General features: G+C 53.8%; 16 protein-coding genes. 2 read left to right on the forward strand and 14 right to left on the reverse strand.

The genetic code is table 11. The features are described 5' to 3' along the window. Window positions 1-10 precede the first annotated feature (10 nt). Window positions 11-619 (forward strand): Imm5 family immunity protein, encoded by a 609-nt coding sequence (locus tag CKW31_RS06390; RefSeq protein ID WP_095093533.1) that lies wholly within the window; start codon window positions 11-13, stop codon window positions 617-619. Window positions 620-1,012: 393 nt separating this feature from the next. Here the strand turns inward: CKW31_RS06390 and CKW31_RS06395 are convergent, their stop codons facing one another. The 5 genes from CKW31_RS06395 to CKW31_RS06415 form a co-directional block, all read right to left on the reverse strand. After that, on the reverse strand, window positions 1,013-1,240 hold the full coding sequence (locus tag CKW31_RS06395; RefSeq protein WP_095093534.1) for a hypothetical protein: 228 nt from the start codon (window positions 1,238-1,240) through the stop codon (window positions 1,013-1,015). A gap of 514 nt (window positions 1,241-1,754) precedes the next feature. Further along, on the reverse strand, window positions 1,755-2,258 hold the full coding sequence (locus CKW31_RS06400) for a hypothetical protein (RefSeq protein ID WP_095093535.1): 504 nt from the start codon (window positions 2,256-2,258) through the stop codon (window positions 1,755-1,757). After that, the gene (locus tag CKW31_RS29760; protein WP_176469796.1) at window positions 2,255-2,437 is read right to left on the reverse strand and encodes a hypothetical protein; all 183 of its coding nucleotides are present in this window, start codon (window positions 2,435-2,437) and stop codon (window positions 2,255-2,257) included. The genes CKW31_RS06400 and CKW31_RS29760 overlap by 4 nt, the downstream gene beginning before the upstream one ends. A gap of 247 nt (window positions 2,438-2,684) precedes the next feature. Next, window positions 2,685-3,218, reverse strand: coding sequence for a hypothetical protein (locus tag CKW31_RS06410; RefSeq protein ID WP_095093536.1), 534 nt, complete (start codon window positions 3,216-3,218; stop codon window positions 2,685-2,687). After that, the gene (locus CKW31_RS06415) at window positions 3,215-3,589 is read right to left on the reverse strand and encodes a hypothetical protein (RefSeq protein WP_256582501.1); all 375 of its coding nucleotides are present in this window, start codon (window positions 3,587-3,589) and stop codon (window positions 3,215-3,217) included. The genes CKW31_RS06410 and CKW31_RS06415 overlap by 4 nt, the downstream gene beginning before the upstream one ends. Window positions 3,590-3,868: 279 nt before the next feature. On the opposite strand from CKW31_RS06415, the gene CKW31_RS06420 reads away from it, so the two are divergent. Next, window positions 3,869-4,192 (forward strand): addiction module antidote protein, encoded by a 324-nt coding sequence (locus CKW31_RS06420; protein ID WP_095093537.1) that lies wholly within the window; start codon window positions 3,869-3,871, stop codon window positions 4,190-4,192. 384 nt (window positions 4,193-4,576) lie between these two features. On the opposite strand, the gene xerC is transcribed toward CKW31_RS06420, so the two are convergent. From xerC to CKW31_RS06460, 9 genes are all read right to left on the reverse strand, one after another. Further along, window positions 4,577-5,674 (reverse strand): site-specific tyrosine recombinase XerC, encoded by a 1,098-nt coding sequence (xerC, locus tag CKW31_RS06425; RefSeq protein WP_095093538.1) that lies wholly within the window; start codon window positions 5,672-5,674, stop codon window positions 4,577-4,579. A 12-nt stretch (window positions 5,675-5,686) separates the two neighbouring features. After that, window positions 5,687-6,031, reverse strand: coding sequence for a hypothetical protein (locus tag CKW31_RS06430; protein WP_141230114.1), 345 nt, complete (start codon window positions 6,029-6,031; stop codon window positions 5,687-5,689). Window positions 6,032-6,164: 133 nt separating this feature from the next. Next, a complete protein-coding gene (locus CKW31_RS06435; protein WP_095093540.1) occupies window positions 6,165-6,611 on the reverse strand; it encodes a hypothetical protein in 447 nt (148 codons plus the stop codon). Further along, complete coding sequence (locus tag CKW31_RS29470) at window positions 6,608-6,898, reverse strand: hypothetical protein (protein ID WP_141230115.1); 291 nt, start codon at window positions 6,896-6,898, stop codon at window positions 6,608-6,610. The genes CKW31_RS06435 and CKW31_RS29470 overlap by 4 nt, the downstream gene beginning before the upstream one ends. 128 nt (window positions 6,899-7,026) lie before the next feature. Further along, the gene (locus tag CKW31_RS06440; RefSeq protein ID WP_095093541.1) at window positions 7,027-7,344 is read right to left on the reverse strand and encodes a hypothetical protein; all 318 of its coding nucleotides are present in this window, start codon (window positions 7,342-7,344) and stop codon (window positions 7,027-7,029) included. Beyond that, the gene (locus CKW31_RS06445) at window positions 7,341-7,679 is read right to left on the reverse strand and encodes a polymorphic toxin type 50 domain-containing protein (RefSeq protein ID WP_176469808.1); all 339 of its coding nucleotides are present in this window, start codon (window positions 7,677-7,679) and stop codon (window positions 7,341-7,343) included. Before CKW31_RS06445 ends, CKW31_RS06440 begins: the two co-directional genes overlap by 4 nt. 18 nt (window positions 7,680-7,697) lie before the next feature. After that, entirely contained in the window at window positions 7,698-8,102 is a 405-nt protein-coding gene (locus CKW31_RS06450) for a hypothetical protein (RefSeq protein WP_010428178.1), read from the reverse strand. An 11-nt stretch (window positions 8,103-8,113) separates the two neighbouring features. Continuing rightward, window positions 8,114-19,711 carry a filamentous hemagglutinin N-terminal domain-containing protein gene (locus CKW31_RS06455; protein WP_095093542.1) on the reverse strand — a complete coding sequence of 3,866 codons (11,598 nt, stop codon included), beginning with the start codon at window positions 19,709-19,711 and terminating at the stop codon, window positions 8,114-8,116. 36 nt (window positions 19,712-19,747) lie between these two features. Beyond that, window positions 19,748-21,430, reverse strand: coding sequence for a ShlB/FhaC/HecB family hemolysin secretion/activation protein (locus CKW31_RS06460; protein ID WP_176469809.1), 1,683 nt, complete (start codon window positions 21,428-21,430; stop codon window positions 19,748-19,750). Between the last annotated feature and the right edge of the window lie 406 nt (window positions 21,431-21,836).

Genomic DNA, 21,836 nt, shown 5'->3' on the forward strand with positions numbered 1-21,836 from the left:
CAAGGCTCAAATGAAAAAAGAACACGAAGCGTTCATCACAAAGCTCCTGACTGAAGTTGAAAATTCGCCCAAGGGTGAGCTAGCACGCCCTCTGCGAACTCGTCTCTGGGCGATGATCATTGAAAACAGGAACCCCAGCGAGCAAAAGCAGGTACTGACAAAGCTGAATATCGCCTGCGTGCAATACGGCATTGGGTTCTGGACAAAGAAGTTTGGTGATGCTCAACGCATTGAACAGGTTCTGACCGCTGCGCTTCAAGCTGCCAGTGGCGCTTTTGATGAAGCAGACGCAATTGCCATACGAGACGATTTTTATGTGTCTGTGGTCGAGAATGAAGAGTATGAAGCCGATGAGCACCCTGCAATGTTTGTCGGGCACGCTGCTGCCAACACAATCGTAACGGCAGTCGCTGACGTTCAATTCGACGATGACGACAACCAACGCGATCAAGACCTGGATCCTGAAGCGTTTGAGCCTGATTATTTAGTCGCATCAGCGTTTGCGGGAGGGTTGGCGTTCGCGAGCAGATTATCGGACGATGGCGACCCGGAATTGCGGCGTGCTTTCTGGAAGTGGTATCTGACTGTTGCCGTGGGGCAGGTGATCTCCGAGGAGTAAGAGCTGCGATCTCGAATTTGGGGGAATATCTCTGACTGGCTAACACGTAGCCTGTAACTCACCTGTGGACGAGCACCTCGACCAAGTTCAGCTCCAACATCTATCTCGGACTGCTTGCGCGAGGCCGGACACCCGAAACATCACCTATATCAGCACCTGCAACTTTTGCATCAACTTAAAATCAGGTTTTCCTAGCCTGCTGGCTTTGTCGCGGTCCAATAACCACCCAACTCCTGCGCAGCCCCTCCACAAACGCGATACAACGCGGTCGGCTGCTGTGTAACAACTTCAGAATAAGTACCACTAAGGAATGTGTCCGCAATTTCTTTAGGTAATGGCCCTTGATTCATAGGCCCATACTGAGTAATTAATTGCCAGGTGCTTTTGCACCACCTAGACATTCAGAACTTTAAAATACACCTTATCAGTACCTACAAAAGAGATAGCTCCTTGCTTTTCGAGATTAATCAACTGCTCCAGTACATAACTGCTATTAGCACTCTCTTCGCTTGAAAATAACAAGACAAACTTATCTTTCGGCCACAAAGTCATGCCTTCATCAAAGAATCGCTCCAACCCTCTGAAGGCAACCTCCCACTCATATCTATTTTCCACGCTCATAAAGCACCTCCCCGGTCTTGGTGTCAATCACCTTATTAACGAGAATCGGTTTTGTAGTAACCGCCTGAGTTGCCCCTCCAGGTCCAAATTGTGGAAAGTCCATTGTGATAGTTTCAAGATGATAAAACAATGGTGGTCTGACCCCATTTTCTCGTCGCGGTGCCCGCGGTTACCATTGCCGAACTACCAGCCGCCGCCATGGCAGTACCCAAGCCGGCACTGGCTCCTGTCGCAGAAGAATTGAGGTCAGACCATTATTAAGCAAATAAAAACTCTATGCCCGCTTATCTGAGTCGCCGGCGATGACTCGGATAACTCTTCCACTCAGCACGAACTCAATCTCTAATAAAAATTTAGACCCGAATAAATCACAGTTACTGCTTGTGGACGCCTTGCCTTTATCTAGAAGCTCCAGGTTAGCTAACTAGGCGTACACAATGATGGTCCTCCCCCACCTTCTCCATCTAAGGCTTTCATATGATAAGATCAAAACTCATGTGAATGAAAGGCCAGTTTAACGAAGCCAAAATGGCAAACTACTTAACTCAAGCGCATCGTATTCATTTAGCGGCCTATTTTTCTCAAAAAATAAAGCAGGTATATCAGACGCTAAGATTCTGACAGGCTGATAGATTCCAAATTCATCCAAAAATGAAACAGCAGAGTCCTTAGCCTTTGAGAACAAGTCAAAATACCTATAAAAAACCTCCCCCAAGTTATCCACCCTAGAATCCAACCATGTTCTATCACGATCAGCCTGCATATCCTCATCCCATTCAACAGAGGAACTTGGTAGTGTCAAGAATATGCTTTTTGCTTCCTCCATCAGTGCTAAAGACTCGTCTAGCTCGCCTCTCCGCAAATAGCGTTTATAAAGTCGATCAGATAACAAACTCCAATCCCTATCTGGATACTTACTGACTACGAAAGCATTGAGACACTCAAAAAACAACACAACATCCGATATTGGCCCCAATTCATATACCGTATGCCCCCCATCAAACCCCAGCTTTCTCATTCAGTTTTAAACCTTATATCAGTGGGACCGATTGCGCCGTTTGATCTCTGCACAATGCCTTTGATCACTGCATTTTTCTGTGCATCCGTTACAGTTTGGCCGCGAATGTCAATAACTACTTGCTGCTGCATACCTTCCGGCAAATCCTTCGCACGCTGCAGTGCAGCGTTTGGCGACATTACTGATTAAACCATGCTGATTCGTCGCAATGCTGTAATTTTTCACCTCAGCACTGCACACTTCACCGATACACCAGTCAGGGCGAACACTGCCTGATGCTCCGTAACGCTCCTCTTTTCCATTTTTGTAACTAACTTGCGGGCGAGCACCTTGACCAAGGTCAGCTCCAACATCTATTTCGGACTGCTTGTGCGATGGCCGGACAACAGCAACATCACCTACCTCAACACCTGCTCCTTTTGGATCTCAACTTTCAGGAATCTCTATGTGAAATGATTTGGCGTGAATTTCCCAAAATACCCATCCAGGACTAGGTGGAGTGTCGAGCACACCCTCTAAAAAAAACGTTTTTACATTTAGGGGCACCTGCTTTGGAAGTTCAAGCTCATCTACCAACTCATTCCCTTCCGCCTGCTTACAACCTCCTTCATATTTTTCTATTTTCCTAACCGAAAAAGAAACGCCCTCAAAAACAAACCAACAGCCTCCAACGTATTCATATTTCAAGACCTCCTTACTAATTGTTCTATCCTTATACTCAACCCATTCTCCAGAACCTTCTAACTGCGCAACTAGAAGCCCATCAACCAGCTTAGCATCACGATATTTCTTCCCACTCCAAGGATCAAAGAGATACCTCCACGGGAAAATATCTCTTACTTCTAAAGACACCCCAAGCCCTTCCTTTAAATAAATTTTCAGGGTGCTTTTTGAATAAAAACTGTCTCCATACACAGACATATATGTATCCAGCGAATCAAAGTCAGCTTCCAGTCTCATTTGATTCGCTCCAAAACGATCGTCCTCATGCTAGAAACATCTTTAACCGGTGTCACTCCATCTGGCTGCATAAATGTCTGACCGGAAAACCGCGAGTCTAAAGCGCCATTATTTTGCACAACCCTCAACCCTAAAGAATCCAATTCCGTCTGACTAGGCAATTTACCGTAAGGATTTGCAGTATTCGCGTTAATATATATTTTTCCTTCGAGCTCAACTACACGAGTAGCTTCTGACAAAAAGTCCATCATCTTCCCACCAGGCCCCATATATGGATTTGTAGCGATTACTTCGCCAAGCGTTCCATCCTGAAAAGGTAGCTTCGTAGCATCTGCACGGATACCTGACTGAATATCTGCTCGGATATCCACGTTTATAGCACCAGGAGTTTGAGCATTTTTCCCACCAAATAACTCAACGGTGGGTTTCCCACCAGAACTAGCTAATTCTCCTGTCGCTTTTGGACCAACAGTATCACCCGACGCGATTTTCGTTGTCTACACGCGCAACGCCAGACGTGGCGCGGCCTGCGCGCCGGTCGGCCCAGCTGATTCACGCTCACTGAATAAAACCACCCCGACGCGGGTTTTGAATCCGTTTCAACACACTCAATGCGCTATTTTAAATCTCTGTCACACGAGCCATTTCCCATGCCCGAGCTACTTATGCCATACGATCCAGCGCACGCCATGACCGACCCGCAAGCGGTGGCCATCTTTCTCACGGATGCGCTTCAGACGGGTGATGCAGGTTACGTCGGCAAGGTATTAGGCATGGCGGCACGCGCCAAGGGCATCGGTGTAATCGCCGAAGCAACAGGGCTTACACACGATCAGTTGGAAGGTTTTTTCAGCGCCGGTGACACCCTGCGCTTGGACGCGCTGCTGGTGATCGTGCATACGCTGGGCGTGAAGCTGACCGTCTGCCCTATCGACTCTGATGAGCCTGCATGCAGTGGCGAAGTACCTGGCTGATGCCCGTTCGGTAGCCCCTGACGATGCGGTGGCGTAGCCGCCGTGTCGGCTGTGGCCAACAAGCGCAGCGCGTTAGGCTTTGGACCTAAAGGGGTGTCGGGGCGCAGCCCTGATCAGGGTTTTGCGGACATCGACTGCGTGCAGGCGGTGGCCACAAAACATTTCCGGTCCTAAAGATGACTCAGATTTATCGACTCGTAGAGGCGGCTTAGGGTTTCAAAGGGCACCCCTTTGGCACCGGATGTATACATCCATGGCGTGCCTGTATTTTTTGCCGTTGATTGAGGCCGCTTCGCGGCCTGCGGGGATGTCAGGCATTTGTAGGGAGGTTGTCAGGCATTTGTCATCGCTTCAGGTGCTTGTCAGGTGTTTTTCTGCCATTTGTCAGGCCTGCTCACTCTCTTCATCCGCTTCGGCGTCCAGAGCGGTTAACAGAGCCTCAACGGGGTCGTCAGGAAGGGGTTCAGCCATGGTTTGGCTGGCTGTGTTCTGACGCTGCAAACGTGCCGGATGGGTCGCGGTATGAATTTCCTTGAGCGCCCGGATACTGACCTGGGTGTAAATCTGCGTGGTGTTCAGGCTGACATGCCCGAGCATGGCCTGGATGAAACGAATATCGGCACCGTTCTCCAGCATCAACGTGGCCATGGTGTGGCGGAACAAATGGCAACTGCCACGCTTACCAATGTTGGCTTTTTCAATGTGTTCACGCACCAGTTGCGTCAGGCGGTTGGGGCTGAATCCTTCGCCCTGCTGGGTCAAAAACAACGTGCCATCGTCCTGACCCAAGACAAAATGGGGCCGGACGTCGTCGCGGTATTTGGTGATCCAGGCCAGTGCCCGTTCGCCAATTGGAATCATGCGGTCTTTTTTGCCCTTGCCCTGGCGAATCATCACCGTACCGCGCTCGTAATCGATGGCGCTCCAACTCAGGCCAATCAGCTCCATGCGGCGCATGCCGGTGCTGTAAAGGGTTTCCAGCATCGCCCTGTCGCGGATGCCGGTCGAGGTTTGGGTGTCTGGCACATTGAGGATGCGTTCGGCTTCGTCGCTGCTGAGGATATGTTTCGGCAAACGCTGTTCCATCCTCGGTAGATCGAGGTCGGAAGCCGGGTTGTACAGGATTCGGTTGGTTTTGGTCAGCCACTTGAACCAGACTCGAATCGGTGTAATGCGCACCGTTTGGCTTCGCGCTGACAGCGCTTCGCCATCGGCTTTTCGATACAAAAAAAGATGACGTTGGTAGCGCTCTAAAATCGGTCGGGTGATTTCCTGTGGCCGCGTCAAACCTCGTTCATCACACCAGCGGATAAACGCAATCAGCAGACTTTCGCGGTTGCCCACGGTGCGCTCGGAATAACCACGTTCGCGCTGGTATTGCAGGAACTGTTTCATCTGAAAATACAGGCTGCCGGGATCGCCCAGCGGGCCAATGATTTGTTCCGAAACTCGCTGCTTTTTGCTCTCGCCTTTTTTCGGCATAACCACCTCGACTTAGACGGCGCTGGACAACGCGGAGTGGTTTTTTTGTGGCGGCTGGATCAGTGCTTTTTCGTTCAGGCCGACCGCTTTCGGCTCAAGGCCAGAAACGGCGTGGCTTTGCGCGTGGTTCAATCTGTCCGACTGACTACCGACCATGGCCCGACCTGAGTCCGACCATTCTTCTGATTCCCCCGACCGTGCGGATTTATTGTCGAGCTGGTCGGCATCGATCAAGCCCATCAAGTGCGGTTGGTTGCCGCTTTTGCCGTCATAGGTCAGGGTGTATTCATGCGCTAATCCTTTGCGATGCAGCAGCAGGTATTCCAGTTCGCTCAATCGGCCCAAGTGGATTTTCAACTGGGTATCACCCCAGCCAGTGGCAAATAGGATGCAGAAAGAGTGCAAATAGGGTGCTATCAGGGCGCAACAGAAACTGGAAATACCGGCGCAAGAGTGCGCCGGATCTCAGCCAAAGCAAAACACCTGATGATTAAGACTCTGGCAAAACCGAAAGTACTGCTTTAAAAATATGAGTTCCATCATCAACGGCTGACGATGCTTCATATATTGCTTCGGTCGCTGTCATAAGCGAATTCTCTCCACCAGCTAAGGACAGCGCCGATACAGCACGAGCTTGGCTAAACAACTGAAGACCTTCTAGATTTAAGTTTTGCCCTTCATCCAGGCTGTCTTGCAAGTCAAAATACTTCTCATCTAACTGTGCAGCTAAGGCATCTAGCCCAGAAACCTGATCATTTGTGAGTCTATTACCAGACAGCGTTTGCCTAAGAGACTCGACAACAATAGGCACTTCTACTGGACAAGCCTGAAAAGCAAGTTCGCAAGCCACTTTTACAGCAACTCTTCGTTGCTCCTCACTGACCAACTTAAGCTTTTCTACAAGTCCTTTCTCAACCATTTCTAAACGCATAATCATTGTTTAGCCTTTGGCAGTGGTTTTAATGGCGTTGACACATTGGCCCCTGTCGGCTCAATTACGTTCTGACATGATGCACAGACAGGACGTGTCGCACCGATATCAACAACTTTCAATCCGTTAGCGTTGGCATAGCTGACAATATCCGCTTCTGCGTGGCCAGTTCCAACAACTACTTTCTCGCCTTCTTGCAAACTCACTCCAGGACGAAGATAGCCACGAGGTTCACTTGTACTGACCAGAACAGAGCGAACACCATTGGCATCCTCTACTACCGCAACACCCATAGTTATTCGGCCTTGAGAATTCGCAGGTATTTGTGACTGAATTTCACTTACACGGCTTTGGATAAGGTTAGATGGGTTGTCGTAGGCAAGACCTCGCTCTAGAGATGTACCTGCGCCTTTTGCACCAACTAACTGCCAAGGGCCTCTCTGCGACGGTACACGACCCGCCCAAGCTCAGATAACACCGGAAGTCTTTCGCTACCCACAATCAATTCAGAACGGCATCTCAAGCTAGAATTTTGATATGCCGTATATTGACAAACAATATCTTCAATCTCCTCGACGTCATCCTCAAGGTTTTTTTCAAGATAGAACCTCAATACCCACTCATCACCACACCACAGCAATGCGACCATTCTAAAGTTGGCAGAAACCGCCCCTACCAACGCCTGAACAAGCATTAGCACTTGAAAGTTCCAATCTTCCAGCACAGGCTGATCACTCATTTCTGACTCCAGTTTGGATTAGTGGGGACAATGCTCGGCTTTTTTGTTCCCTTGATAACAAATACGTTAGTCGGCTGATCAGTTATACCAACGCCGAGATTAACGTTAGTTCCAGTAACACCCTCAAATTTAACCACTGGAAAACCTTGACCATTCTTTCCTAGGATTTTCACTTGGCCGGAGTGGTAAGCGTCAAGCACTTTTTGAGCATCTGAAACACTGTTCACGAAACCAACGCTCCCCCGCTCCTCAAGCTGCTGTGTCCCTGAAGTATGACGATTCTGCCTCTGGCTTATTTTTGTTGAGACCTCAGGAAAGTCTTTAGGTGTAAGTATTCCTTTTGGACCAACTCATCAACTGTCGCTCTGATTCAAAATCTTTACCTCGCGCCAGTAAATATTTTCTGGTAAAGGCTGATTCTGATTGAATCGGGAGAAAACTTCTATCACATCGTCAATATTAAACCACTCATCTTTCTTTAATTGAACACGCCCTGCACCAAACGACAGCAAGCTCCCATCTTCAAAGTTCGTGCTGGAATTTGAATGATACCCTCTAAACAGAGCTTTACTTTTTGCGTCATATCTTTCAATAAAGCAAGTGAATCTGCCTCCTGCCACTTGCACATAATTACCGTCGTCGTCAGTTATGCATGCGTATGAGCTTGGACCGTAGCTTTTTAATTTTTTTAACACTTTTACAAGCTGCGCCTGGTTAACGTCAATTAATACGGGACTATTTTCGGCTTCGAGCTTCATATTCCTCACCTTCACGGCACATAAACTGTTGTAGCGCTTTCGATGACTTCGCCTTTTAGCCGTCCCTTCCCTTGCGCCCCAAACTGATTGACAAAATAATCGGTGAATTCTTGATAGCTGGTCTTACTAGCAGTTCCGCTTTTCACCTCAAGACCGTGTAATTTACCATTTGCGTCACGGACTACAATGTCATACCTACGATCACCGAGAGGCCCTTTAACGACCATCTCAGTGCCTACAACTTCCATTCCATTTGCTTCTAAATGCTTAGCAAACTCATCTGCCTTAACTGTTCCCGGAGGAGCTAGACCCTTCGGGCTAGCAAATTTTCCGTCAGGGGTTCGATAGCTTCCATCTGAATGCAGATTTACTTCGGGGGCTAGGTCGGTCTCTGGACCAACTTTCTTCCCGCCCGTCGCATCTGGGCTTGCTACCTCTTTTGCACCAACAGCATCACCCAGCGCTTGTGCATTATTTTTACCACGCGCTGATGCTGCCTTCAACACCTGCCTAAAACCGACTGGGCCCCCAGCAGCTGCACCCAGCCCCTCAGATATGATCTGACTTAGAGCACTAGTTTCCTCAGGCGTAAGGTTGAATTGGGCTTGCACCGCAGACGCAATGGCGTCGGAGGTCGCCCCGGTCGTGGCCATAGCCATAATGCCCTGGAACCCGAGATTTTCGTTGATCAGGACCTGCAGCGCGTCCTTGGCATAGTTAGACCCATCCCCCAACGCCTCATGAATGCTCGAAAGGTTAGCGGCCGTATTAGCTTCATCTCTTGAAGGAGCAACGCATAACGAAACATCGAACATGCAATTAGTGAGCGCGTCAATCGCCTGCTCAATACTGATCTGCCTGTACTCAGCAACAATCGCCTCACATTCGGAAGGAGTGCATGTTCTTAGTTTTTGAGCGGCTTCCTTGAGCTGGAAATGGGCAAGCTGATTGTATTGAGTGCCATTGGCTGCCACCGCAGCAGCAGCTGACGCGTCCCCCCCCGTCGCTGCTGCAGTCAGCGCTCCGATTAATTGGGACGCGGTCAACAGCTTGCTGACTCCAGCTTGGTATGCATCACTGCTGGGGTCACCATTGGCTGGCAGCAATTGGCGGGCGAGATATTCCACTACCATTTCGTTAGCCCCAGCCGCGAGGGCGCCAGAGCGGAAATCACCGCCCATGGCTTCTGCCATTAGCCCACCCAGTGCGGCGTGCATTGCGACTTTGGTAAGTTTGCCGTCTTCAAATACGGTGAAATCACCAATCTTGTGTGCGATCTTCGCGCCACCAATACTGACTGCCGCGCCTAGAGCAGCCGAACCCAGATTATCTTTGAAACTGCCACCCATAATGGCGGTTTTGAGTAAGGATTCTGTAGCTACCCTGCTTGCAACGGCCGAGAGGCTGGCGAGATTAAGTCCTAACTTTGTAGGATCAATCGTGGGCATCAGACCGCCCATCGCTGCTGACAGGGCATAGCCCTTCATGCTTTCGGAGGAAGTCATATCCTTGAAAGCTGCGCCAAGGTTGCCCTTGTTATTAATGACGCTAGTGGCGGCAGTCGTCGCTACGCTCGTAGCGAGCGCACCGGACGTGCCGAGCAGCCCAAAGCCTGCAGGGCCCATTACTGCAGCCATCAGGATGGCGATGATGACCTGTGCTGCCGGGCCTAAACCTGAGTTGGCATACTTGAAGCTCTCGTGGATCTCCTTGACCTGGCGCCAGTCAACGTCGCCCCGTTTCTCGGCGTCCTTAAGCCATGCCAGCTGTGGATCGGCCTTGACCATTGCATCGATGCTTTGACTTACGCTTTGCTGATTGACCTGTTTGATGTCGATCTGCAGACCATCTACGGCCTGAATGATGATCGCGCCTTTCGCATTCAGCTCACTTTGTCGAAGGGTCTCATCGGTTTTGCCCTTGCCTTTGGATGAAAACCACATGGAGTTGCTGTTGCTTTTGACGTGACTCTCGTCGTGCAGGTCCTTGACCCCCTCAAACGCAATAGCCCCGCCACTGTTGATAGTCAGATCGCCGCCACTGTTAAGTTTCGCGACCTGATAGTGTTGATCCCCCCCGCTGGCCAGCAGCAGGTTGCCGCCTGTAGTGATGGTAGAGCCGATGTTTGTGACTTTGGTGATTTCGTCGCGCCGGGTCTTCTTCTTGCCCCAACTGCCCTTTTTCTTCATGTCGTAAAGGGAGTAATCGCTATCCTGAGCGGCGAGTATGTCGAGCTTGCCGCCAGCGACGAGGTAGGCTTCGTTACCTGCAGTGATGCGGCTGGATACTATTGCCAAGTTTTGCCCCGCGCTTACTACGACGCTACCGCCGGCAGTAATGTCGGTGGTGACCTGGCTTACGTGGTCTTCCTGACGAGTGACTTTCTTGCTCTTGCTATAGGAATGCTCTTCGTCCGCAGCCGAGCTTATGATCACGTTGTCCGTCGCGGCCATGGCAATGTCACGTTTGACGTCGATCTGGCTGGCTATGGCATTTATATCGCGACCACCCTGTATGGTCAGATCACGCCCTACAGTTACGGTAGAGCCTACCTGGGTAATTGCGCTGCTGTTGTTGTTGCGGTTGATGAATTTACTTTGGGTCACCTGCGTTGAGGTAATGTTGGTGTCACGCTCCGAATCCAGCGTCATGTCGCGACCACTCTGCAACACGCTGCCGACGTTGTTGATGTCCCGACCTGCCTTCAGGCTCAGATCATTGGTCGCTTCGATGCGCGCAGCGCTGTCGGCGAAGTCTTTATGGACCTTCCCGCCTGTGCTGTTATCCATTGAAGTGAGGGTGCGCTCATTAGTGATATCGCCGCTGACAGCGGTAGCTGAGACATCTCGTCCGGCGATGATTCCGCCTGATTTGTTGGTGATGTCATTACCAGCCAGCAACTCCAGACGATTACCTGCCTCGATCAGGCCGTCGTTCACAATTGACTTCCCGGCAACCGCCGAGAGGTTATTCAGGGCGCGCAATGTGCCGACGTTATCCAGGTTTTCACCGGCAATCAGACTGACATCCTTACCCGCAATAAGCGCCCCTGTAGGGCCCAGACGATTGTCTGCCTGAGCCAGGTAAACGACCGGCACCAACACTTTCTCGCCGTTCACTTCGTGCTCTTCGAGCCACACGATGTCGTGGGTCAAGGCCGCCACTTGCTGTGAGCTTAGCGATACGCCTACTGAAAGATTTAGCTGATCTTTACTGGCGATCGCATTGTTCATTAGATAGCGGAACTGATCTTCATTGGACGTCTGCCCACTCAAGAATGCCTGGCCGGTTCGGGCGACGACAGCCTGTTGCACAAGACGTTGTTCATACAGTCCATCGCCCAATCGCTTGGCGCTCGTATCAGGGTCGTAGCCCAACTTCGAAAGCAGGTAATCCGAGCTCATGAATTGTTTCAGCTCGGTCAATACCGGGTTGGTTTCGATCAGATATTTCTGAGGCTTGGACTTACCGATGATACTTGGCAAACCTTGCACCCGGCCTACCGAGGCGACACCGTTCGCGACGCCTGAACTGTGTGCTGGGATTAGCAGGCCACCATTGTTTGAGGAGTTGGGGGCGCTGGTGTCGTATGCGGATGCCTGGGTGTCCAAAACAGAACTCAGGCGCTCCGTCGCCCCCAGTTGGCGCGTTGAACCAGTCAGTTGGCCGATCGAGCCCAACGCAGTGAGACGTGCCGGGGCGGGTGTTACTTCACGGTCACGTTCTTGGAGTGAAACGGCTGCTGCGCCCAAAGTCCAGCTTGGCGAAGGCTTATCACCGGTACTGGTGGCGTTTATGGCTTGGCTGCTTAGCCGGAACAACCCATTCTGGCCAGTGGGCAGGCTGAAGCCAGGTAATGAAAGTGGATTGACTTGTTGTTGAGCCAGGTTTGGTGGGAGTTGGGCGTTTAGTAAAACAACCGTAGGTGCAGCTCTACCACTAAGTGCAGTGACGCCAACACGAGACGCGCCGGATCCTAAAGTAATACCCTCGCGAACAACGCCGTTGGTAATGTCTTGAGTGGCGTTTATGCGCACAGCGCCACCAGCCTGCACGATGGCGTTTGCAGCACTTGAGCTACTGTTGGATATAATTACATTTTCAGAAAAATTAGCATTTCTTATGGCCGCCGGAGCGTCAACTCGAATTCCCCGATCATAAGTAGGTTTTGGAGGTTGATATCCAGAGGTAAGGTCATCGATCCAGATTGTAGCATATCGCACCTGAGGTGTTCTTTCACCTCCGCTACCAGTTGTACCGAATCCAACTATGGATTCTTCGCCACTAGCAGTCCAAAAGTGCATCGCTGGCCTGAAGAAGTTCGAGGAATCCAAAGAACCATACGCAGGATCATTGGCGGCGTTGTAGGTCATAATCGCACGCCAAGATTTAAGGTCTTTGGGCGCGCTTAAGGAGCGCCTGAGGGTGTAATCGCCTGTTGTTGCCCCCTTGTTCGAGAAATTACTAAGATTGAGGCTGAGATCTTTGCCTGCAGTGATCACTGAGGCATTGTTGGTAAAGTCGCCTCCGTTGGCGGTAAAATTGCTTCCGGCTATCATGTTAGAAGATGCTGAATCCTGAATCACGGTGGACGAATAGTTTTCAATCCAGACGAGATGACTGGATTCAGCTCTATTCCTCAAGACCGTACAGCTATTGCACTGCACTCCAATCGCGCCCGACACCAAGCCACCAACCGCCTCAAAAACATCTTTGCGATTATTTATCTGATTAGCTGCAAGCGTCATATCCCGACCACTTTCCATGGTCGCAGATACGTTATTGATAACGGAGCTCCAGCCGTTATTATCATCCCGAGCAACACTGAGATCGCCTAAACTATAAACATCTGCAAATCGATTAGTGAATTCGTTTACACGCAGCGCCATATTTCCGCCACTGAATATCAGGCCATTCTGATTGCTCAGCGATTCAGTGTTGATTCGCAAATTGCTAGCGCTGCCTAACGTGCCTTGGTTGTCCAAGGACCCGGCATTAACAACAAGGTCCCCTATTGAGGAAAGGCGCCCAAAGTTGCTAATGCCTCCGACACTGGTGACTATCCCGCTTGTACCAGCCGTAACGGCAGTAGCCGAGCTTAGATTAATTCGTGCGGCTTTGAGCGCCAACAGACCGGCACTGCTTGTCCTACCATTGCCCGAATAAGTACCATCAACCCGTATATCTATACCGCCATCACTGGCAATCAGCCCATCATTGGTCCAGTTCCCACCTAACCCGGTAAATGATGTAGACGCGAGAAGTTGCCCGCTGGCGGTCTGATGAAAAGTGCCCACATTGACGGTCAAATCTCCTGCCTGAATGACGCTACTGTTGGTCCAGCTGTCTGACGTAAGGGTCAGGCCGCCTCGAGTGAGGACGCTACCACCTGCGTTGATGACATTGCGGGTGGAAATGTCGAACTTGCCGCTGCCGGTGTGCAGCAGGCTGCCGCCGCTGTTTAGGAAGGTCGGTACATTGAGTGTCAGGTTAGTGTTGGCGACGTCTAGCGTACCGTTTGTGTTGTTGAACAGGCTGCCGATCTGGAAGTCGGCCTTGCCACTGGAGCCCAACGCACGCAGTCGTCCACTCTGGTTATCAACGGCAGTGGCTGCGACTGCCAAAGTACTGTCGCTTTCGACGATGCCGGTCTGGTTGTTCAGCGCCCCACTCAACCGCAGATCGATCTGGCCCGCAGCGATTTGTCCGCCTGCGCTGTTGTCGAAGCCGCGGGCAATGACGCGCATCAGACCTTTGCCGTACAGACCGCCGCTGCGGTTATCGAAGTTGCCTGTGGTGATAAGCGCGTCGCCGGTACGGGCCGAGATCCGGCCGCCGTTGTTATCGAAGCCGCCCAGCGCCGAGAGATTCATGCTATGCGCCTGGATCACACCGCCCTGGCGATTGTTGGTCAGGTCGTAACCATTGCGCAGCACACCCGTGACGGTAGCTGTAAATGCTCCTTGCACACTGGACAGTACACCGCCGCGGCTGTCCAAGTTGGCGGCTGTGACGTCAAACGTCCCTGCCTGGGCAATGATGCGGCCGCTCTGGTTGTCGATGTCGCCGGAAACGACGATGTTCAGCGTGCTCTGGCTTTGAAGTGTGCCGCGAGCGTTGTCGATGGCGGCCGCTGTCAGTTGCAGGTCAGCGTTCTGGCTATAGATCAGGCCATCCGCGTTGTTAAATACCTTGCCAGTCGCATTGAGTATCAGGCTGCTGTTGGACGCTACGGTGCCCCGGCCGGAGTTATCCAGGCTGCCGGTATTGAGGGTCATCAGCCCTTGACTGACCAGCTGGCCGCCCCGGTTGTTGATCTGGGTACTACGGCGCAACAACATCGCGCCACCGCTGGCCAGCTTGCCTTGGGTGTTAACCAGTTGGCCCAGCAGCTCTAGGGTCATAGCGCCCTTGCTGCTGAAGTTACCGCTGCTGTTATCCAGCGCGCGGGCCTGGACAGTGACATCTTTCTGCGCCGTGACATTACCGGCGCTGTTATTCAGCGTGTCGGCTCTTATATCCAGACCCGCGCCGCTGTCGATCAGTCCTTTTTGACTGTTGTTCAGCAGGCCAGTGATCGTCAGCACCTGACCAGCGCCGCTGGACAGGATGCCGTTGGAGTTGTCGAGACTACCCGCTCCGACAGTCAGAGCCTTCTGGCTGACCAGCGCACCTGCATTGCTGTTTAGCAACGCACCGCTGAGGGTGGCATTTACGTCGCCGTTGCGGCTGGATACCGTGCCGTTACTACTATTGTCGAGGGCGCCGCCTGTGACGGTCACACCTTCCCAGCCGGAAAACAGGCCGCCCTGGTTATTCAAGGTGGGGGCATTCAACGTCAGCAGGTTGCTGCTGATGATCTTGCCGCCGCTGTTGTTCAGGTTGCGACCGCTCAGCGTAAAAGACTGGCCACTGGAAATTTCGCCGCTCTGGTTGTAAAGGTCACGGAGCCGCTTGATGGTCAGCGGTCCTTTGGCGGTGATCAGGCCACCCTGATTGCTCAGGTCGCCAGTATTGAGGTCAATGGACACCGCGGCATCACCGATCAGGCGACCGGCGTCCAGAGACAACGCACCCAGAGTGAGGGTCATATCGCCTGATGCGGACACCTCACCGCCATTGCCCGCGTCGAGGCTGGCAGCTGTCAGGACCAATGCACCACCGCTGTTGATCAGACCATTGTCTCGGTTACTAACCTGACCGGTTAAGGTGAGAGCCAAGTTATTACGACTGATCAGCGTGCCGCCGCTGTTATTTAAAGTGTCAGCTTCTATCTCTACTCCCGCGCCAGCAATCGTACCTTTGACGTTATTCAGCGCTTGGGCGACGCGCAGGGTCAGATTTTGGTTGCTGAGTAGTTTGCCGCCGCTGTTATCCAAAGCCTGGGCGGACAAGGTGAAGGCCTCGGCACTGGAGATTTCTCCGCCTTGGTTGAGGACAATTCCAAGGTTCTTCAGCAGCATGGTGCCAGGCGCATTGATCAAACCGTCCCGGTTGTTCAACTCGCCGTTATTCAGATCGAGGCTCAGGGACGTGTTACTGAAGAGGCGTCCTCCTTGTTGATCCAGCGACGTGACAATGGCGACCAGCGCCTTGCTGCTGCCGATGCTGCCTTCACTTCCGTTGATCAGCTTGGCCGCGGTCAGGTGTAGTTGGTCGCCGCTGCTTACCCGCCCCTTATAGCTGTTGTCGAAGTTGCCGGTGTTGAGAGTCAGCAGCGTTTTGCCGCTGATAGTGCCACTTTGGCGGTTGGTCAGGCTGGCACTCCTCAGATCGAGGGCATCGTCGGTGACCAGTTCACCGCTGTCATTGTTGATGGCTCCGACAACTTTCAGCGTTTGCTTGCCTGCACTGGAAACACTGCCTGCTGCGTTGACCAGACTATCGGCCTCGATAGTCAGTTGGTCTTCGCTGCTGATCAGCCCCCTACTGTTTTCCAGAGCGCCGGATAGATCGATGCCGACACCCTGAACCGCGGAGACGTAACCGCCGGTATTGTCCAACGACACACCGGTCAGAGTCAGACCCGCCTTGGACGACTGCAGTACGCCTGCGCGATTGATGACCTTGGCCATATCGACGGTTAACGCTTGTTGCGCCAGTACCCGACCGCCGTCGCTGTTATTCAGTTGGTCACCGGTGAAGGAAATTGCGCCCTGACCGGAGATCTCGCCACTGCGGTTATCCACGTCAGTGACAATCAGATTCAGCCCTTGCGTCGCGCCCACGAAGCCATTGCCGCCGTTGACCAATTCTTTGCCAGTTAAGGTCAGCGAGCCTTGTGCCACCAGCTCGCCGGCTAACTGCTCAAAGCGGTCGACATTGGCATTAAGGTTCTGCTTGCTGGCTATCTGGCCCTTGGTGTTGTTCGCGGTGCTCGCATTCAACTCGAGATCACCGTCGGAAATGACCGTGCCTTCGATGTTGGTCAGGGCGGTGTCGACTGTAAGATCCAAAGCACTACGGCTGCTGATCAGGCCTTCGGTGTTGTCCAGGCTATCGCTGGAAATGCTCAGGGCGGCTGAAGAAATAGTGCCCTTGAGGTTGCGCAGGGCCTTGTCTACCACCAGCGTAAGAGTCTGGTTACTGAGCAGTTTGCCGCCACTGTTGTCGAGCGATTCGGCGCTCAGATCAAAGGATTGCTCGCTGGAAATTTCCCCGTTCTGGTTGTCCACGCCCTTGAGGTTTTTCAGCAGCAACGCGCCGGGCGCCATGATCAGGCCACCCTGGTTGTTAAGTTGGCCACCGTTTAGATCTAGGCTCAAGGCGGTATTGCTGAACAGCTCGCCGCCCTGCTGGTCGAGGCCGGTGACGCTGGCGGTCAGGGCTAATGCGCTGGCAATACGCCCGGCACTCTGGTTGATAACCTTGGCTGCGGTCAGTTGCAGTGTGTCGCTGCTGATCAGGTAACCGCCTTGGCTATTGTCGAACAGACCTGTTTCGACTCGTGTTGCGCCCTTGCCAGCCAACGACCCTTTGTTGCTGTTATCGAGGCTGCCGGTGACGAGCACTAGACCGGCGTCTGTCGTGATCGAACCTTGCTGGTTGTTTAACGCGCCATTAGTAGTGACCTGCAACTCACCGGCACTGGAGAGACTGCCCAGGGTGTTGATCACAGAGCCAGCCTTGACGGTCAATGTGCCTTCGCTGCTCAGCAGGCCAGCGCTGTTATCCAGCACGCCTGAAAGATCGAGGTTCATGCGTTTCTGCGCGGCCAACCTGCCCCCGGTATTGTCGAGGCTCGCGCCAGTGACCGTGACCGTGTCACCGAACAACAATCCTTTTTTACCGTTGATAACATTGGCCACCGCAAGGCCCAGCGTAGTACCGGCGAGCACCTTGCCGCCGGTGCTGTTGTCGAGGCTCTGCCCAATGATGTCCAGGCTTGTATCGCTGGATATCTCGCCGCCACGATTGTCGACGTTGTCCACGGTGATGTTCACCGTTTTCGTCGAGCCGACCAGACCGCCTGCCTGATTAACCAGCGTCTTGCCCGTCAAGGTCAGGTCGCCTGTCGCAACCAGTTCGCCGCCCTTCTGGGTAAGGCTGTCGATCGCAGCAACCAAACCGGCCTGGCTGGCAATACGGCCTTGGTCGTTGAGCACGGTACCCGCAGTGATCTGCAATGGGCCGTCGGCGTTGAGCCGACCGCTGCGGTTGTCCAGTTGCATGCCTACCAGTTCAAGCCCCGCATTGCTGGAAATCAAACCGATGCCTGAACCGCTGAGGCCGATCTGGCTGTTGTCGAGAGAGTCCACAAGCAGTTGCATGCCGGTCTGAGCCCGAATGAAACCACCCTGATTGTTCAGACTCAGGGTGGAAATATCTGCTCGCCCCTTGGTCTGCAAGCTACCGCCCGCGCGATTGTCAAAGGTGCCGGTGACGGCCAACCTGGCATTGCCGTCGGTAACAAGGGTACCGCGGCGGTTGTCGATACTCGCCGCCTTGATATCCAGACCCAGGCCAGCCCCGAGCGTCCCCGCCTGATTGTCGACGACATTGGTCACAATCAGACTAAGGAAGCGGTCGGCCATGATCTGACCGTCGCCATTACTCAGGCTCATGGCGGTCAAGGTCGTAGAGCCTGCGCTGGTGAGTTCGCCCAGCTGGTTCAAGACCGCGCCGTTTGCGGTCAGCACCAGATCCGCATCGCTGCTGATCCGGCCGCTGCTGTTATTAAGTGTGCCAGCGTTGACAGTGAGCTTCCCGGCGCTGGTGATCGTGCCTTTCTCGTTGAGTAGCTGGTCGACATTCAACGCCACCGTACCGCCCTGGCTCAGGACCTTGCCGCTCTGGCGGTTGTCCAGCGTGCCCGCCGTGATACCGGTGCTGGCTTGACCGCTCAGGGTTGCGCCTTTGTTGGTCAGGGTCTGAGTGACGTTCGCTTGCAGGTTGCGGCTGGCGGTCACGCTGCCGGTGTTGGTCAGCGAGCTGGCTGACAGGATCACGTCACCCGTTGCGTTGCGACTGTTGTCGGCATTGACTCCGGCTTCGATGATCGCCGCGTTGGTCAGTTGGCCGCCTGCCGACAAACTCACGACATCCCGCGCCGCAATGTTCTGCCGCACAGCCAGGTCGCCGGTCGTGGAAATTGTGGTGGACGACCCTGCGTAAACGGGCCCATTGATGTCCGCGCTGGCGGCTTTAGCGGAAATTGCTCCACTGGCCGCGGCCTGCACCATGGTCAGTTTGCCGTTGGCATCGATCTGGATATCGCCTGCGCTGGCGGCAAGGTTGCCGGCAAGCTTCACACCGACGCCCGCTTCGGTGCCTACCAGTTTGACCGCCCCGGCATACATGCCGCCCAGTGCCGAGCTGTCGATGGCCAGTTCCGGTTTTGCGCTGCCGTCATCGGCCAGCGCCGTGGCGTTGAGAGTGTTGGCGTCGACGTCGTTGCGCCCGGCGATGATGTTGAGCTTATTGGCATGTAGCTCGGCGTTGATCTTCGCGCTGCGGGTGATGATGTCGAACTGGTCGACGTTACCTGCGTTCAGCCCCTCGCCATCAATGGAGACGCTGCCGCCTTGCACGTTGAAACGGTCAAGCTGTCCATTGCCGTCCAGCATCGGCTTACCCGTGGTCAGCGTCACGCGCGGGGTATTGATAAAGCCGCAACCGTTGCAACTGATGCCGTAGGGGTTGGCGACGATCACTCGTGCCGATTGCCCGGCCACCTCCGTGTAGCCCTTGAGCTGGCTGGCATTGGCGCCAATCACTTCGTTGAGAATGACGTTGGCGGCGCGGCCATTTAGGTTCGAGTTGCCAACGATAATGCCGCCCAGCTGGGTGCTCTGGGTCTGGCTGGTGGCGTTGTTGAGAATGACCCCGCGGCTGTCGACGTTGTATTGCTGGTATTGGTTATGGGACAAGCCAGCGGCGTTCGGCCCGGCGATATTGACGACTGGCACGCCGTTGCCCGCCTGATTCAGGCTCGTGTTGGTGGTGCCACTGACCACGATACCTTCGGCCTGCACCAACAACGGCTGCCAGAACATCGCATTGGCCAGGATCAACGCCAGGCCGCGCTTGGGCATGCCGCAGAAATTGGGGCGATCGCTCAGGGCTGCAGAAGGCTGACGGCTCAGCAGAGCCAGTTGATGAACGTCCATGTAGGCAACCTCGGCAGCGTGGTGGGGGCGGCGTGATTAGAGGAAAAAGTCCAGGCGTAAGTAGACCGGCGACTCGCGCTCGATCATGTCTGGGCGTTCCAGGGAATGCGCAAAGGTCACTGAGGCGGCGATGTGCTGACCCCGTGCGAACAGCTCCAGCGATTGACTGGACAGGCGACCATGCTCGTCGCCGTTGTATCGGTCGTTGCGAATCACGCCTTGGTCATAACCTGCAGCGGCGCCGTACTCGGCAAAAGCGGGACGCAGCCAGTCGAGCGTTATCGGGCGCGTCAGGCGCAGTTCGTTGCGCCAATAGCCACCACTGTCGCCGGACAAAAATTGGTTCTTGTAACCGCGCACCGAGGACGAACCGCCCAGGCTTGTGCGTTGCGGGCTGAAGAGCACGTCTTCACTGCGCTGCCCGGTGGCCAGGCTGCTGAAGGTCAACTGTTCGCCCCACATCTGGAACGGGTGCAGGTAACTCATGGTGCCCGTGTATTTTCGATAGCGGGCGTCCGGCTCGCCGGGTCCGGGATGGCCGTTTCCCTGAGCGTCCAAGGCGCCGATGCCCTGTTGCAGGCCAAGATCCAGGTTGACGAACGCCGAGCCCACACGCCGCCCATGGTTGATGCCAAATTGCGCTTCGCTCAGGCGGTTGCTGCTCAGCGCCAGCTTGCTGTCTTCGATGTAGTTATTGCTACGCAGGTGAGCGAACCCGGCACTGAGCGAGGTCCTGCTCAGCGCATCGCGATATATCACTCGCTCAGCGCGCAATTGATGGTTCTGGCTGTCACCGGTCTGTTTGAAGGATATGCCCTGCGCCTTGGCGACCGAGCGGTACTCATTGACGCTGTACGAATAACTGAAGGTCCACCAACCCCACGGCAAGCTGTAGGACAGCAGACCGTTACGCGAGGTTTGCTGGTGGTCGCTGATCGCATCATGGCCGCCACGCACGCCAAGCTGGTCGGCAAGCCCCAGCGGACTGTCCCACTCAAGCCCCGCGCCCCACTGTTGTTCACCCGTGCTGCGCTGGCCGTCGTTGGTGCGCGACAACGTGGTACGCCAGGGTTTTTGCGAGGTGTTCTTGACCACCACGTCGCTGCCGCCGACTTGCTGGCCCGGCATCAATTCCATCTGCGCCTTGTTGGATGGCAGACGATTGAGTTGATCAACCATCTGCTCGATTTCCCGCAGATTGACCAGTCGCCCTTCCTGACCGGGAAAGGTCATTGCCAGCTCACGTTCCGACAGTCCACTGGCAGCATCGCTGCGCAGCTTTTCCAGATGGCCTTCGACGACCAACACCTGCAGGTCGCCCTTCGAGAGATCCTGCTGTGGCAGATACGCACGCGTGGTGACCAGACCTTTGTCGATGTAATGGTTGGTGATGACTTTGAGCAGCTCATTGAGCTGCGCTACACCCAGGCATTGACCCAGATATGAACCGATCAGATGCTCACGGTCGGCGGCCGACAACGAGTCGGCGCCTTTGAGTTCAATGCGCTGGATGGTGAAACAGCGGCCCTCTTCCGCATTTGAGGGCGGGACGGGTAGGCTCTGTTTGCCAGGCAGATCCTTTAGATCTTCGAGGCGACGACGCTGCTCTTCAAGCAAGCGGTCTTGGCGATCACGAATAAGATCCTGCTCGCCAGGAGTGGCGGCAAGCACATAAGCAGGAGGTAGGACAGCCAGTGCAACCAGGGCAGCCCTCAAGATAAAAAGATACACGGCGCGTCCTTGCAATATCACAGTGCCACTATCAGGTGGCGGCGATATTAGAGCGCCGTCATACTGGCGTCAAACTTTAGTTCGATCGAGAGTCGAATTTTCAAAACAACGGAGGCCAGCCTTGCTACGTAGATGCTGACGATGTTGTCGCTGATGCAGAATTGACGCTGCTGGCGACTTGGCGTTAACCCATAGGTATTCAACCCCAACTCAGACCTGCTAACGCCTTACGAAGAAGCTTGGGCCAACGAAATTTCTGCAGCTGGGTCAATTCTGCATCAGTGGCACGCGGCTGATCGTCCAAAAAGAATGATTCGATCTCACTGAATGACACAAATACGATGTATGTCCGCAAATCGCCGAAACCTGCCTATTCAGCTTCTCGGCGAGAACT

This window comes from Pseudomonas sp. Irchel 3A5, assembly GCF_900187575.1.
Lineage (GTDB): Bacteria > Pseudomonadota > Gammaproteobacteria > Pseudomonadales > Pseudomonadaceae > Aquipseudomonas > Aquipseudomonas folii.